Source organism: Bradyrhizobium sp. 23AC (genome assembly GCF_054863025.1).
In genome coordinates this window covers 839,576-853,127 of the sequence record NZ_JAVAYN010000001.1, presented here as the reverse complement: position 1 = coordinate 853,127, position 13,552 = coordinate 839,576, and the positions used below count along the sequence as shown (strand labels likewise).

15 protein-coding genes and 1 tRNA gene are annotated in these 13,552 nt (G+C 62.4%); 5 read left to right on the top strand and 11 right to left on the bottom strand.

Features of this window, described 5'->3' with window-relative positions; genetic code table 11:
• The first annotated feature begins 158 nt into the window (after positions 1–158).
• The 4 genes from hpf to RAD10_RS03965 all read left to right on the top strand — a co-directional run bounded on the left by hpf (position 159) and on the right by RAD10_RS03965 (position 4,322).
• The gene (gene hpf, locus RAD10_RS03980; RefSeq protein WP_028139460.1) at positions 159–785 is read left to right on the top strand and encodes a ribosome hibernation-promoting factor, HPF/YfiA family; all 627 of its coding nucleotides are present in this window, start codon (positions 159–161) and stop codon (positions 783–785) included.
• 232 nt (positions 786–1,017) lie between these two features.
• Entirely contained in the window at positions 1,018–1,479 is a 462-nt protein-coding gene (gene ptsN / locus RAD10_RS03975) for a PTS IIA-like nitrogen regulatory protein PtsN (protein ID WP_008141251.1), read from the top strand.
• A 490-nt stretch (positions 1,480–1,969) separates the two neighbouring features.
• Positions 1,970–3,286, top strand: a complete 1,317-nt coding sequence (locus tag RAD10_RS03970) for an O-antigen ligase family protein (protein ID WP_461616400.1) — start codon at positions 1,970–1,972, stop codon at positions 3,284–3,286.
• 13 nt (positions 3,287–3,299) lie between these two features.
• Positions 3,300–4,322, top strand: coding sequence for a glycoside hydrolase family 5 protein (locus RAD10_RS03965; protein ID WP_461616399.1), 1,023 nt, complete (start codon positions 3,300–3,302; stop codon positions 4,320–4,322).
• A 143-nt stretch (positions 4,323–4,465) separates the two neighbouring features.
• Here the strand turns inward: RAD10_RS03965 and RAD10_RS03960 are convergent, their stop codons facing one another.
• The 8 genes from RAD10_RS03960 to RAD10_RS03925 all read right to left on the bottom strand — a co-directional run bounded on the left by RAD10_RS03960 (position 4,466) and on the right by RAD10_RS03925 (position 11,844).
• Positions 4,466–4,738, bottom strand: coding sequence for a BQ00720 family protein (locus tag RAD10_RS03960; protein ID WP_007598581.1), 273 nt, complete (start codon positions 4,736–4,738; stop codon positions 4,466–4,468).
• Positions 4,739–4,788: 50 nt separating this feature from the next.
• Positions 4,789–5,214 carry an Hsp20 family protein gene (locus RAD10_RS03955; RefSeq protein ID WP_027531607.1) on the bottom strand — a complete coding sequence of 142 codons (426 nt, stop codon included), beginning with the start codon at positions 5,212–5,214 and terminating at the stop codon, positions 4,789–4,791.
• A 286-nt stretch (positions 5,215–5,500) separates the two neighbouring features.
• Positions 5,501–6,586, bottom strand: coding sequence for a sn-glycerol-3-phosphate import ATP-binding protein UgpC (locus tag RAD10_RS03950; protein ID WP_461616398.1), 1,086 nt, complete (start codon positions 6,584–6,586; stop codon positions 5,501–5,503).
• A 108-nt stretch (positions 6,587–6,694) separates the two neighbouring features.
• Complete coding sequence (gene ugpE / locus RAD10_RS03945) at positions 6,695–7,543, bottom strand: sn-glycerol-3-phosphate ABC transporter permease UgpE (protein WP_461616397.1); 849 nt, start codon at positions 7,541–7,543, stop codon at positions 6,695–6,697.
• A complete protein-coding gene (ugpA, locus tag RAD10_RS03940; protein WP_461616396.1) occupies positions 7,543–8,424 on the bottom strand; it encodes a sn-glycerol-3-phosphate ABC transporter permease UgpA in 882 nt (293 codons plus the stop codon). Before ugpA ends, ugpE begins: the two co-directional genes overlap by 1 nt.
• Before the next feature lie 50 nt (positions 8,425–8,474).
• Positions 8,475–9,791 carry a sn-glycerol-3-phosphate ABC transporter substrate-binding protein UgpB gene (ugpB, locus tag RAD10_RS03935; RefSeq protein WP_091962346.1) on the bottom strand — a complete coding sequence of 439 codons (1,317 nt, stop codon included), beginning with the start codon at positions 9,789–9,791 and terminating at the stop codon, positions 8,475–8,477.
• A 218-nt stretch (positions 9,792–10,009) separates the two neighbouring features.
• Positions 10,010–11,230: a CaiB/BaiF CoA transferase family protein gene (locus RAD10_RS03930; protein ID WP_442548206.1), complete on the bottom strand. Its 1,221-nt coding sequence runs from the start codon at positions 11,228–11,230 to the stop codon at positions 10,010–10,012.
• A gap of 188 nt (positions 11,231–11,418) precedes the next feature.
• Positions 11,419–11,844 carry an organic hydroperoxide resistance protein gene (locus RAD10_RS03925; protein WP_018323436.1) on the bottom strand — a complete coding sequence of 142 codons (426 nt, stop codon included), beginning with the start codon at positions 11,842–11,844 and terminating at the stop codon, positions 11,419–11,421.
• Between the two features lie 155 nt (positions 11,845–11,999).
• On the opposite strand from RAD10_RS03925, the gene RAD10_RS03920 reads away from it, so the two are divergent.
• A complete protein-coding gene (locus RAD10_RS03920; RefSeq protein WP_028139469.1) occupies positions 12,000–12,458 on the top strand; it encodes a MarR family winged helix-turn-helix transcriptional regulator in 459 nt (152 codons plus the stop codon).
• Between the two features lie 12 nt (positions 12,459–12,470).
• Here RAD10_RS03920 and RAD10_RS03915 read toward each other — a convergent pair whose 3' ends face one another.
• From RAD10_RS03915 to RAD10_RS03905, 3 genes are all read right to left on the bottom strand, one after another.
• Positions 12,471–12,707 carry a GIY-YIG nuclease family protein gene (locus RAD10_RS03915; RefSeq protein ID WP_461616395.1) on the bottom strand — a complete coding sequence of 79 codons (237 nt, stop codon included), beginning with the start codon at positions 12,705–12,707 and terminating at the stop codon, positions 12,471–12,473.
• A 187-nt stretch (positions 12,708–12,894) separates the two neighbouring features.
• Positions 12,895–12,970, bottom strand: a tRNA-Ala gene (locus tag RAD10_RS03910).
• Between the two features lie 91 nt (positions 12,971–13,061).
• Positions 13,062–13,469 (bottom strand): TIGR02300 family protein, encoded by a 408-nt coding sequence (locus tag RAD10_RS03905; RefSeq protein WP_091962334.1) that lies wholly within the window; start codon positions 13,467–13,469, stop codon positions 13,062–13,064.
• Positions 13,470–13,552 lie beyond the last annotated feature (83 nt).

Below are 13,552 nucleotides of genomic sequence, written 5' to 3'. Positions count from 1 at the left end.
ACGGATCCAAGCACGCGCATGATCCCGAAAAGTGTCCAGCGGTTTTGCTTCCCGACAAGCGCCAAAGGCGTTTGCGGGGAGATCATGCGCAGGCAATATTCCAGAGGTGCGATGACGTGTCATCGCACCGCGAGCACGTGAACCAAGCGAGGCATCACATGACTCTCAGAATCTCGGGAAAGAGCATCAGCGTCGGCGAGGCCCTGCGCGGCCGCGTTTCCGACCGCACCGACGAGGTGCTGCGCAAATATTTCGACGGCAATTATTCCGGCCACATCACGCTCAGCAAGGACGGCTTCGGCTTCCGCACCGATTGCGCCCTGCACCTCGATTCCGGAATCACGCTGGAGGCCGATTCGAACGCGCCGGATGCCTATGCCAGTGCCGACCAGGCGCTGCTGATGATCGAGAAGCGGCTGCGCCGCTACAAGAACCGGCTCAAGGACCGCTCCGCCCGCAAGGCCCATGTCGCTTCCGAAGCGATGGCTGCGCTCGATGCCACCAGCTACGTGCTCGAGGCGCCGGAGGGCGAGGACGAGGTCACCGGCTACAGCCCCGTCATCATCGCCGAAGCCACCACCTCGCTGAAGCCGTTGTCGGTCAGCGAAGCCGTCATGGAACTCGACCTGAGTGGGGCTCCCTGCCTGGTCTTTCAGCATGGCTCCAGCGGCCGGGTGAACATCATTTACCGCCGGGCCGACGGCAATGTGGGCTGGATAGACCCGCCCGGAGCCAAAACGGATGCCGGCGCGGATGGCAAGGGGAACAGCAGGGCCGGGGGTTAGGGCAAAAGCCCGGCCCCGTACCATCCGCAGGCCTTAACAATGACCGGGGCAAAGCCGCACGCGGGAGTTGGCACCGGGATTGCGTTGGAGTAGAAGCGCCCCACATCAGGACTTAACGGGATTTGGGCTAAGTCCTCCTCCTGCTTGACCTTCTTGACGCCGGCCCGGCGTGGTTTCTCTCCAAGCCGGCCAATTCGGAACCTGACGGTTTAATTCACCTCGGAAACCCTCCATGCCGATTACCGATCTGGTCGCACCCGAGGCGATTCTCCCGGCATTGAAGGTCAACAGCAAGAAGCAGGCCCTGCAGGAGCTCGCGGCCAAGGCCGCCGAGCTGACCGGGCAGAACGAGCGCTCCGTGTTCGAGGTGCTGCTGCAGCGAGAGAAGCTCGGCACCACCGCGGTCGGCTATGGCGTCGCCATTCCGCACGGCAAGCTGCCCAAGCTCGAAAAGATTTTCGGCCTGTTCGCACGTCTCGACCGCCCGATCGATTTCGAGGCGATGGATGGCCAGCCGGTCGATCTCGTCTTCCTGCTGCTCGCCCCCGAAGGCGCCGGCGCCGATCACCTCAAGGCCCTCGCCCGCATCGCCCGCCTCCTGCGCGACCAGGACATCGCCAAGAAGCTGCGCGCCTCGCGCGATGCCCAGGCGATTTACTCTGTGCTGGCACTGCCGCCGGCCACCGCGGCGTAACGTCGCCGTCAAAGGCCGGATCGACTCTGGCCTCCTGGATCGCCCGGCATTGTCGGCGTCGCGCCCTGCCTCAGGGTTCTCCAGGTAGACGCTCCGAAAATTTTCCCGCTTGAGACGCACGGCATATTGGGCAGCGCCAAAATCCGCTAACAGTCGTTCAAAGCTGTGGACTGAGCGGACGTGATTTGGAATGGAAATGCGTCGTTGCGCATTGGCGCGGCGGGGGGAGAACGGCCCGGGGAACCGGGCCTCGGCCGGCGGATGCCCGGCGTATCGTCCAAAAGCTACGCGCCTGGCAAGACGCCCAGGCGATCCCTTCGGTGCTGGCGTTGGAGCCGGCGACGAGCCGCCAATCATCGATATCGTTGGGTTCAGGCTGCGTTTTTGCTCGAACTGACGTCCGGGCCAATTGAGGCCCGCTCGCGGCGCAAGTCCCGGGAATGTCGACCGCGCGAAGGCGGTCGCGAGGCGCGGTAAGGGAGCATCAGCCGTGCTTCAGGAAGGTCAGCTCAGGGCCAGCCTACAAATCGCTCCGGATTCCGAGACATACGAAAGCGCGATCTGGAAAGCGCGCAGCGTCGGCGTGGAGAAGCTTGCCGGAAACGTGATCCGCGGTTCGATCACCGTCAACGTGGTCGCGTCGATGGGGGTCTTCCATCCCGCGCTGCTTCCCGCAGAGTGGAGCTATCTGCAACAGGCCGTTGCGCTCGTGATGTGGATCATCCTGATCTACGCCAGTGCTTTCGTACGTCCACGCGTACGCGTGCAGCTCAATCCCGATCTCATCGCGCTGGTGGCATTCTATTCCCTCGCTGCCATTTCCGTTCTCTGGACCAGTCTCGCCATTGCGGCGATCATGAAGAGCGCGGCGCTCGTGGTGACGACCTTCGGTGCGTACTGCCTCATTACGCGTATCGACATGGACGAGATCGTCGGATCGACGGCTCTTGGGTTCTTCATTCTGGTCGCCGCCTCGGCCTTGTGTGCCGTCTTCGTGCCCGAGATCGGCGTCGACCAGAGCTGGATGCACAACGGCCAGTGGCAAGGAATCTACGAATCGAAGCAGACGCTCGGCTTTATCAGCGCATATCTGATGTTCTTTGCCTGCTATCAGAAGATGACCGGGCAGGGATGGATCGCTTTTCTCGTGACGTTTCTCCTGGCATTGACGTGCGTTATTGCCTCGGAATCCCGTGGTGCCGGTGCCGTCGCTGTTGCCGCTTGTGGACTGCTCCTGACCTCGATGTGGTCGATCCGCTGCATGAAAGTCTATGCGGTGCTGCCATTCATGATGTGCATCCTGGCCGCCCTGCTGTTCCTGTATTTCTATCTGACCGGGTACGATTCCTTTCATCTCGGCGGTGAATCGACCATCGACTTGACCGAGCGGACTTTCATTTGGCAGTACGCCATCAGCCATTTCAACGACGCGCCCCTGCTGGGCTTTGGCATCAACGGATTCTGGACGCGCCCGTCGATTTACGACTATTTCAACCAGAACCATGGCTGGGTGCTCGACAATTATCATAGCGGTTACATCGCGGTGGCGATTGAAACGGGATTTCTGGGATATTTTCTGTTCGTCGCGAGCGTCTATCTGTTTTCGGAAAAGGTCCTGTACTTGATCGCCACCCGGTCGATCAATCGTTCCCATTGCGCTCTCATCATCGGATTTGTCGTCTTGAGCTTTCAATCGAACTTCACGGAGACGATGTTCCTTCGCTCGACGATGTTCACGTCGGTGCTTCTCGTCGCGTTCTTCTTCGCGGTGTGCAGGCCGGTGCCGCAGCAATCCCTGCTGCCATGATGGAGAAGGCAGCATGAATGCCATCTGTGCCCGCTGGTCGGTGACCTTCCGTGTCACCTTGGCGATCGCCATGCTCGCGATCTGCTCTCGGGCCGACGCAGCCAAGCAGGGCACCGCGCGCGCTCCAGGAGAGTTGGGGCGCGGCATCAACATCCTCGGCTATGACGGCATCTGGGAAGGAGGCCGGAACGCGCCATTTCGTCTGGACAACCTCACGGCCATCCGAAAGGCCGGGTTCTCGCACGTTCGGATCAATTTCTTCGGCTTCAAGTTCATGGGCGAAGGGAATCTGCTGGATGAAATCGTCTTGAAACGGCTCGATGCCGTGATCGATGAAGTGCTCGCCCGGAAGCTCATCCCCATTCTCGACGAGCACGATACGGATACTTGCCAGCGCGACGTGTCCGGATGCGCCGAGAAGCTGAAGGCATTCTGGACGCAAATCGCCGAGCGCTATGCCGGAAGATATCCGAAGCTTGTCTTCGAGGTCCTCAATGAGCCGGGCGGGCAGATGACGTCGAGCAGCTGGAACGCCCTTCTGAACGAGTGTCTCGGCATCATCCGCACCAGCAACCCCGGACGGACCGTCATTGCTGCCGTTCTCAACGTCGACGACATGCCGGTCGAGGAACTGGCCCTGCCATCAGGTGACAGAAACCTCATCGTCACGTTTCACTATTACGCGCCGATACGCTTCACGCATCAGGGTGCGCCGTGGTCCCCAACGTTTTCGCGGCTCGGGCCACTCGATTGGGGCACCCCGGAGGACGAACGGAAGGCTCTCGCCGACTTCGAAAAGATTCGTAGCTGGTCCGAAAAGGAAAAGCGCCCGATCTATCTCGGCGAGTTCGGCGTGTACGAGCGCGCTCCGACGGACGCCCGGACGCGATATCTGTCGTTCGTGGCGCGAACTGCGGATCGGCTTGGCTGGGCATGGGCCTATTGGCAGTTCGACCATGATTTCGCGGCCTTCGACAGCGCGCGTCAAACCTGGAAGGCGGACATCCTGCGGGCCCTGATCCCGGCGGGGCGTTGAAGCGCGCGTTCGGGATTCGAGAGTTGAGCCCACTGCGGCCTCACGCACCGTCATTGCGAGGAGCGTCATCGCGTCAAAATGAAAGCGGGCATGCCTTCGCAAGAAGGCATGCCCGCTGGAAACTCCATTCGTGCGACGTGCGCTCAGTGCACGCTGACGGCTTGCAGCTCGTTGCTCCAGGCGTTGGCGATCGCGGCTTCGCGGCTGTCGGTCAACATGATCGGCGTGCCGTCGGCGGCGTGGAGCGCGAAGAGCTTTAAGCCCGGCGCGATTTTCGGCGCTTCGGGAAACAGGCCCGGCACGTCCTCGGAGCGGATCTGCTTCACATAGGCGATATGGCCTTCGCCAAGGGTTGCCAGCGTCTCGGGCGAGACGTTCTTGGCTTCGTATTCGAACGCAACGTGACCTTCACTCATGGTCTCGACTCCTCTGGAACACTAAGCGGTCGAGTCCGCTACTCGTTCCATTATTCGTGCTCATTGATAGCGATTGTCTTAACGATCCTCTCCGGTTCAGGCCGGGCCAGATCGACCGACAACAACCCGTTCTTCAGATCCGCACCCAGCACCAGCATCCCCTCCGCCAGCACGAAGGTGCGCTGGAAGTGGCGCGCGGCGATGCCGCGATGGATGTATTGCCGGGTCTTGTCGTCCTGCTGCCGCCCGCGGATCACGAGCTGGTTTTCCTCAATGGTTACATCGAGTTGGTCGCGCGTAAATCCGGCGACCGCCAGCGTGATCCGTAAGCGCTCGGGCTGGCCGTCCGCGCCGCCACACCTCTCGATATTGTAGGGAGGGTAGCCGTCGGCGCCTTTGACGACGCGATCGAGCACGCGCTCAATCTCGTCGAAGCCCAGAAGGAACGGACTGGATAACGTGGGAACACGAGACATAGTTTACAAAGTCCTCGCAGAAAGCGACTTTGGTGCATCAGGGCCCTGAGAGGCGCCCCTTGATCAACAATATGGGCATATCCCCGTGTCGGTTCAAGCAGGTAGCCGGGGAGCTGTGGATGGGCCATTTCGGCCGTAACGCGGTTCATCGCCGCACGGACGCTTCCGGAACGTCATGGCTGCGCAGGGCCAAACCGCGACGCGATTTATCCCAATGAAAACAGACCCCCTTCTACTGTGCATGGGGTTGTTTTCGCATTTGTGTTGTCAGGCCTTTCGGAGCCGATCAGGCCTCTAGCCGCGTCCGCCCGTCGCCGCTGAACAAATGCAGCTTCGCCCGCAGCGCCGCGACGCGGATTTTCGCGCCGATGGCGGGAGCCTCGGTTCCGGGAATGCGGACGATGATCTCGCCGGGCGGCAGCTCGCCGGGGGTGGCGGCGACGCGCTGCTCCTCCTGCTCGCGCGAGCCGTAGACGAAGGTTTCGGCGCCGACGCGCTCGATCGCCTCCACGGTCAGCGGCAAAGCGACGCCGCCGGCCGGGGTCTGGTCGGTGATGACGAAATCTTCCGGGCGGATGCCGAGAATGCCGGCGTCAGAGGCACTGCCACCGAGCTGCGATCTGATCTCTTCCGGGCGCGTCGACATCAAATTCATCGGCGGCGCGCCGATGAAGGAGGCGACGAACGTGGTCGCCGGCTTCTCGTAGATCGCCAGGGGATTGCCGACCTGCTCGACCTGGCCGCCGTTCATCACGACGAGAATGTCGGCGAGCGTCATGGCTTCGAGCTGGTCGTGGGTGACGTAGATCGACGTGGTGTTGAGTCGGCGCTGCAATTTGCGGATCTCGACGCGCATTGCGATACGGAGCTTCGCATCGAGGTTCGACAGCGGCTCGTCGAACAGAAACACCTTCGGCTGGCGCACGATGGCGCGGCCCATGGCGACGCGCTGGCGCTGGCCGCCCGAGAGCTGGCGCGGCTTGCGCTCCAGCATCGGCGTGAGCTCGAGCACGCGTGCGGCTTCGTCGACGCGGGACTTGATCTCGGTCTCCTTCATGCCGCGGTTGCGCAGGCCGTAGGCCATGTTGTTGAAGACGCTCATATGCGGATAGAGCGCGTAGTTCTGGAACACCATGGCGATGTCGCGATCGGCGGGCTCGACCTGGTTGACCACGCGTCCGCCGATATCGATCTCGCCGCCGGTGACGGTCTCCAGGCCCGCGACCATGCGCAGCAAGGTGGACTTGCCGCAGCCGGAGGGGCCGACCAGCACGCAGAACTGTCCGTCGCCGACATCGACGTTGACGCCCTTGATGGCCTCGAAGCCGCCGAGATAGGTCTTGCGGACGTTGCGCAGGGTGACGTTAGCCATGGGTTTTTCCAGCGAATAGCGAATCGGGAGTGGCGAGTTGGGAAGGCGGGCAAGCGGAAGCGCTCAATGAATCATCCATTCGCCATTCGCTACTCACCACTCGCCCCTTCATTTTTCCGTCTCGACCAGGCCGCGCACGAACAGTTTCTGCATGGCGACGACGACGAACACCGGCGGCAGCATGGCCAGCACGGCGGTCGCCATCACGATCGGCCATTCGGTCAGCGCGTCGGTGGTGGTGATCATCTTGCGGATGCCGACCTGGATGGTCTGCATGTCGTCGCGGGTGGTGATGAGCAGCGGCCAGAGATATTGATTCCAGCCGAGGATGAACAGGATCACGAACAGCGCCGCCATGTTGGTGCGCGACAGCGGCAGCAGCGTATCCCAGAAGAAGCGCAAGGGACCCGCGCCGTCAATGCGGGAGGCTTCCAGGAGTTCGTCCGGCACCGTCATGAAGAACTGGCGGAACAGCAGCGTCGCGGTGGCCGAGGCGATCAGCGGCAGCGCCAGGCCCGCATAGCTGTCGAGCATGTGCAGATCGGCGACGATCTTGTAGGTCGGATAGATGCGGACCTCGACCGGCAGCATCAGGGTGATGAAGATGATCCAGAAGATCGCCATCCGGAACGGAAAGCGGAAATACACGATCGCATAGGCCGAGATGATCGAGATCGCGATCTTGCCGATCGCGATCAGCAGCGCCATCACCAGCGAGTTCAATATCATGTTGCCGACCGGCTCGCGGGTCGAGCCGCTCGTGCCGACGAAGATGGTTTGATAATAGGTCTCGAAGAAATGACCGCCCGGCAGCAGCGACATCTGCCCGTTCGCGATCAGCGCATTGTCCTGGGTCGAGGCGATGAACGCGATGTAGACCGGGAAGGCGACGATCGCGATTCCGATCCAGAGAATGATGTGCGCGACGTAGCGCCGAAAGCCCTCTTCCTCGACCATCAGTAGGTCACCTTGCGTTCGACGAAGCGGAACTGGATTCCCGTCAGCACGATGACCATGACCATCAGGATCACCGATTGCGCCGCGGAGCTGCCGAGATTGCCGCCGAGCAGGCCGTCGGAATAGACCTTGTAGACCAGCGTCTCGGTCGACTTGCCGGGACCGCCGCGGGTCATGGTGTCGATGATGCCGAACGTGTCGAAGAAGGCGTAGACGATGTTGACGACCAGCAGGAAGAAGATGGTCGGCGACAGCAGCGGGAAGGTCACGGTCCAGAACCGGCGCATCGGACGGGCACCGTCGATCGCGGCAGCTTCGAGCACGCTTCGCGGGATGCTCTGCAGGCCGGCGAGGAAGAACAGGAAATTGTAGGAGATCTGCTTCCAGGCGGCGGCGAGGATGATCAGCGTTGCCGCCTGGTCACCGTCGAGCAGCGGATTCCAGTCGATCCCGATCGCGCGCAGGTAGCGCGCGATGATGCCCAGCGAGGGATGCAGCATGAAGATCCAGAGCACGCCGACGACCGGCGGCGCCACCGCATAGGGCCAGATCAAGAGGGTGCGGTAGAGCATCGAGCCGCGCAGTGGCTTGTCCGCCATGACGGCGAGCAGCAGCGCAAAGGACAACGACGAGACCGCGATGGCGAACGAGAAGAAGAAAGTGCGGAGGATCGCCTCGAAATAGGCGGGCTCCCTGAACAGGTCGAGATAGTTGTCGAACCAGACGAAGCTCGTCGACAGGCCGAAGGCGTCCTGGAGCAGGAAGGACTGGATCACCGCCTGCAGGGCCGGCCAGTAGAAGAATAGCAGGACGATCGCGAGCTGCGGCGCAACCAGCGCGTAAGGCAATAGCCTGGATTGGAAAATGGCTTGCTTTTGCATGGTATCCGCCGAAAGCGGCAGGCCGGGGGACCGGCCTGCCGCTCATCGCCTCACTTGACGGCGGTCTTTTCGAACTGCCGCAGCATGGTGTTGCCGCGCTCGACGGCGGCATCCAGCGCCTGCTTGGCGGTCTTCTTGCCGGCCAGCGCCTGCTCGATTTCTTCCGACCAGACGTCACGGAGCTGAACCATGTTGCCGAGGCGCAGACCGCGCGAGTTCTCGGTCGGCTCCTTGTTGGTCAGCTCGAGCAGCGGGGTCTCGAGATAGGGCTGGTCCTTGTAGAAGCCCTCGGCCTTGGCCTTCTCATAGGCCGCCTTGGTGATCGGCAGATAGCCCGAGGCCTTGTGGATGTAGACTTGGCGATCGGTGTCGGAGAGGAAGGTCAGGAATTTTGCGACGCCCTTGTATTCGTCGGCCGGCTTGCCGCCCATGACCCAGAGCGAAGCGCCGCCGATGATCGAGTTCTGCGGCGCGCCCTTTGCCTCCGGATAATACGGCATCGGCACAGCGGTGAAGTTGAACTTGGCCTGGGCCTTGACGTTGCCGAAGAAGGCCGACGAGGTCAGGTAGATCGGGCATTCGCCCGAGGTGAAGCGGCCTTCGCCGGTGTTGGTACGGCCAGCATAGTCGTAGACCTTGGTCTTCTGGAGCTCGACCAGGTTTTCGAGATGCTTGACCTGGAGCGGCCCGTTGAACTCGAGCTTGGTGTCGAAGCCGTCGAGGCCGTTGGCCTTGCTGGCGAGCGGGACGTTGTGCCAGGCGGAGAGTTGCTCGAGATTGACCCAGGTGACCCAGGAGCCGGAGAAGCCGCAGGTGTCATGACCGGCAGCCTTCAGCTTCTTGGCGGCCTCGAACGTCTCGGGCCAGGTTTTCGGGATCGCGACATTGGCCTTCTTCAGCTCGTCGAGATTGACCCACATGACGGTGGACGACGAGTTGAAGGGGAACGACAGCATCTCGCCCTTCGAGGTCGAGTAGTAGCCGGTGATGGCGGGCAGGTAGATCTTGGGATCGAACTTCTCGCCGGCGTCGGCCATCAGCTTGTAGACGGGCTTCACCGCGCCGGTCGCAGCCATCATGGTGGCGGTGCCGACCTCGAACACCTGCATGATGTGCGGTGCGTTGCCGGCACGAAACGCCGCGATGCCCGCGTTCATGGTGTCGGCGTAATTGCCCTTGTAGGTCGGAACGACCTTGAAGTCGCTCTGCGACGCGTTGAAGTCGTTGGCGAGCTTGACGATGACGTCGTTGTTGGCGCCGGTCATCGCGTGCCACCACTGGATTTCCGTCACGGCCAGCGCCGGCGACGCCGTCATGCCAACCGTGAGTGCAAATGCGGCAGCCGCCCCAAAGTGTCGAAGAGCCATCAAGTAAACCTCCCTTGGCCGTCAAAAGAAGCGCTTGCGCTAGCAGCGCCATATGACGTTCACATGACTGTGTAAGCGGCCGAAACGAAAGCGGCAAGCGCTGGAAAAGGGAAGCCGGCAAATAGGCGAAGACGGAGCGGGCAGCCTCCTCCGTTCGCGGTGCACTATCGTGCCCGCGCCGCACTGCGGCATCATTCGTTGGACGGAGGTGGTCGCCTCTAGCGCTTGCGCTCGGGGCCGCAGACGGTGCCCTTCTCGACCATCGCGTCGATCTCGGCCTTGGAGTAGCCGAACTCGCCCAGCACCTCCTGGGAGTGCTGGCTGAATTTCGGCGGCAGCCGGCGCAGGCTCGGCTTGCTGCGGTCGAGCCGGATCGGCGAGGCGACGCCCTTGTACCAGTCCTTCTCGATAATATCGCCGCGCGCGATCGTGTGCGGGTTGGTCAACGCCTGGTCGATCTTCTGCACGGGCCCTGCGGGCAGGCCCGCGGCGAGCAGGCGATTGCACAGCGGCTCGGCCTCGTGCTGGCTGAACACGGCAGCAAGCTCGGCGCGCAGCGCCTCGCGGTTGGCGATGCGGTCCTTGTTGCGGGCAAAGCGCGGATCGGTGCCGAGCTCGGGCTTGCCGATCTCCTTGGCGAGCTTGCGGAAGGTGCCGTCATTGCCGACGCCGATAAAGATGTTGTCCGTCTTGGTCGGGAAGATCGCGTAGGGCACGAGGTTCGGATGCTCGTTGCCGGTCAGCGACGGCGGCTTGCCATGCATGAAATAATTCGCGGTGTGCGGATGCATGATGGCAAGGCCGGTCTCGTACAGCGTCGTCTCCAGGAACTGCCCCTTGCCCGAGCGCTGCCGCTCCGACAGCGCCATCAGGATGCCAATCGCCGCGTAAAGTCCCGTCGTGATGTCGACCAGGGGCACGCCGATCCGCATCGGTCCGCTCTCGGGCGAGCCGGTCGCGGCGATCATGCCGGTCATGGCCTGGATGATGGCGTCATAGCCGGGATTGCCGCCGCGCGGCCCGTCGGCGCCGAAGCCGCAGATCCGGCAATGCACGAGGCGCGGGAATTTCTTGCTGAGCACATCGTTGCCGATGCCCCATTTCTCCAGCGTGCCCGGCTTGAAATTCTCGATCAGGACGTCGGCGGTCTCCAGCATCTTGAGCAGCACGATGCGGCCACCCTCGGAGGCGAGGTCGAGGCCGATCGAGCGCTTGTTGCGGTTGATGCCGACGAAATAGGCCGCGTCCTCCTCGTGGAAGGGAGGGCCCCATTCACGCACCTCGTCGCCCGCGGGCGGCTCGACCTTGATCACGTCGGCGCCGTGGTCGGCGAGGATCTGGGTGCAGTAGGGACCGCCGAGCACGCGCGTGAGATCGATGACGCGCAATCCGCTCATTGCGCCCAATGCGGCTTCAGAACTGGCGGCTTCAGAACTCATGCCTTCGCTTCCCCTGTGTCGATATTTGGTCACAGGCCTAGCGAGGTTCGCACAAGCCAGCAATGGCCTGTTGCGTAGGGGCGTATGCACTGCCGGCCGCATGCCGCGGCATGGCAAATCAGGATTGGCAGATCAGCGGAAGCGGCCGGCCCGAGGGGGATCCCGGGCCAGCCAATCCGCACTTTCGATCAGACGACCGTCAGGCGAACGTCGACATTGCCGCGCGTGGCATTGGAGTACGGGCACACCTGGTGCGCCTTCTCGACCAGCGCCTCGGCTTCCGCGCGGGCGAGGCCCGGCAGCGAGACGGCGAGATCGATGTCGAGACCGAAGCCGCCCTCGGAGCGCGGGCCGATGCCGACGGTCGAGGTGACGGAGGCATCGGCCGGAACCTTCGGCCCGCCCTGCGACGACACGAACTTCATCGCGCCGATGAAACAGGCGGCATAGCCGGCCGCGAACAGCTGCTCGGGATTGTTGCCGGCGCCGCCGCCGCCGCCGAGCTCCTTCGGCGTGGTGAGCTTGACGTCGAGCGCGCCGTCGAGGGTTGCAGCATGGCCATCACGGCCGCCGGTGGCCTTGGCGCTGGTCTTGTAGAGGACGTTCACGGACATTGTCGTCTCCTCGGGTCTTCCGGTTGGGGTGCGCTCTGTATCGCAAACAATTTGATTGTGCGCAATTGAAAATAGCATGGCTCACATTTAATTGTTCGCAATTGAATGTGCCGCCCGCCGGCCCCAGAATGGGAGGAAATCCCGTGAGATTCTCCATGCCCCGGAAGCTATCGACCCTCGATCCGCAACGCCTCGACAACCAGATCTGCTTCGCGGTCTATTCGGCCGCGCACGCCTTCAACCGCGTCTACAAGCCGCTGCTGGACCGGCTGGGCCTGACCTATCCGCAATATCTGGTCATGCTGGTGCTGTGGGAGCGCGACGACGTGCCGGTCAAGGACATCGGCGAGCGGCTGTTCCTGGATTCGGGCACGCTGACGCCGCTGCTCAAGCGGCTCGAGGCCGCCCATCTCGTCAGGCGCACCCGCTCGAGCGAGGACGAGCGTCAGGTCTTGATCGCGCTGACGGCGCAGGGCCATGCGCTGAAGGAAAAAGCCCGCAGCGTGCCACAGTCGATCCTGGCGGCCTCGGACTGCTCGGTGTCGGAACTGGTGTCGATGAAGGACGAGATCGTCGCGCTGCGGGATCGGCTGAACGCGGTGATCGGGGAGTAGGGGGTTCGGCGATCAGAAATGCTTCTTTGCGAGAGCGCGTCCTGAGCCAGATTTCAGATATCGCTCGAACGCAACAGCGCGTGCAGCGTCGTCGAAGGCGAAATAGGTCCTAATTCGCCAAGGCCCAAATTTGGAGGTGTGCGGTACTTCGCCTGCGTTGTGCTTCGCCAAGCGTGCCCGCAAATCATCCGTGATGCCGACATAGAAGCGCTCGGAATCGAGACTTTCGAGGATATAGACGTATTTCATTCTGCTTCCTCCCCGGAGGGTAGGATAGCAGCCTCAAGGCACGTTTAGCGTGTTGCTTCAATGCAGCGTGGATATCAGCTTGAGCCCGCCGACGCCCTTCGGGCTATGGCGGGGCAGCCTTCGCTCGCTTCGCTACGAGAGACTTCCACAGGCTTGCCTAGCCGAAGCTCGCGAAGCGAGCGAAGGCTGGTGGAGCCAGGCGGGATCGAACCGCCGACCTCTTGCATGCCATGCAAGCGCTCTCCCAGCTGAGCTATGGCCCCTTAGTCCTTGCGGGGATCCTGGTGGATCACCCGCACCGGCGAGTCCTGGTGACTCGCGCGGTGCACCCTTTTTCACAGATCAGGGCTGATCTCAAGTCTCTTCATCACCTCCGACATCACCAATGATGTCGGTCACGTCCTCATCGCCCTCTTCTTCGTCGGCAATGAAGGTCGAATCATCGTCATCGTCGTCATCGAGGGTCTCATCGACCTCGATATCGTCCTCGGATTCGGGCACGGCGGCCTTGACCTTGCCGGTGTTCTCCTCGGCGTCGGCCTCCTCGAGCGAGACCTCCTCGACCTCTGCCGGCTCCGGCGTGGTGTCGGCCGTCGCTGCGTGCCGGGCTTCGGCGCCGCGGGGCATGCGCGCGGGCGCGACCGGGGCGATCGGCACGACTTCGCCGGTATAGGGCGAGATCACCGGATTCTTGTTGAGGTCATAGAACTTCTTGCCCGTGGTTGGGCAAATACGTTTGGTTCCGAGTTCGGACTTGGCCACGGCAGGAATCCTGGGAATGTCTGAAAAGCGGTGTTTCACTTGGCTAGTTGGCGGCCCGCTGTCAATAGCGCATTACGGGAGAA

Bases quoted from the DNA above. Each gene is read 5' to 3' on its own strand.
- hpf (WP_028139460.1), top strand. From the start codon at position 159: ATGACTCTCAGAATCTCGGGAAAGAGCATCAGCGTCGGCGAGGCCCTG.
- ptsN (WP_008141251.1), top strand. From the start codon at position 1,018: ATGCCGATTACCGATCTGGTCGCACCCGAGGCGATTCTCCCGGCATTG.
- RAD10_RS03965 (WP_461616399.1), top strand. From the start codon at position 3,300: ATGAATGCCATCTGTGCCCGCTGGTCGGTGACCTTCCGTGTCACCTTG.
- RAD10_RS03960 (WP_007598581.1), bottom strand. From the start codon at position 4,738: ATGAGTGAAGGTCACGTTGCGTTCGAATACGAAGCCAAGAACGTCTCG.
- RAD10_RS03955 (WP_027531607.1), bottom strand. From the start codon at position 5,214: ATGTCTCGTGTTCCCACGTTATCCAGTCCGTTCCTTCTGGGCTTCGAC.
- RAD10_RS03950 (WP_461616398.1), bottom strand. From the start codon at position 6,586: ATGGCTAACGTCACCCTGCGCAACGTCCGCAAGACCTATCTCGGCGGC.
- ugpE (WP_461616397.1), bottom strand. From the start codon at position 7,543: ATGGTCGAGGAAGAGGGCTTTCGGCGCTACGTCGCGCACATCATTCTC.
- ugpA (WP_461616396.1), bottom strand. From the start codon at position 8,424: ATGCAAAAGCAAGCCATTTTCCAATCCAGGCTATTGCCTTACGCGCTG.
- ugpB (WP_091962346.1), bottom strand. From the start codon at position 9,791: ATGGCTCTTCGACACTTTGGGGCGGCTGCCGCATTTGCACTCACGGTT.
- RAD10_RS03930 (WP_442548206.1), bottom strand. From the start codon at position 11,230: ATGAGTTCTGAAGCCGCCAGTTCTGAAGCCGCATTGGGCGCAATGAGC.
- RAD10_RS03925 (WP_018323436.1), bottom strand. From the start codon at position 11,844: ATGTCCGTGAACGTCCTCTACAAGACCAGCGCCAAGGCCACCGGCGGC.
- RAD10_RS03920 (WP_028139469.1), top strand. From the start codon at position 12,000: ATGCCCCGGAAGCTATCGACCCTCGATCCGCAACGCCTCGACAACCAG.
- RAD10_RS03915 (WP_461616395.1), bottom strand. From the start codon at position 12,707: ATGAAATACGTCTATATCCTCGAAAGTCTCGATTCCGAGCGCTTCTAT.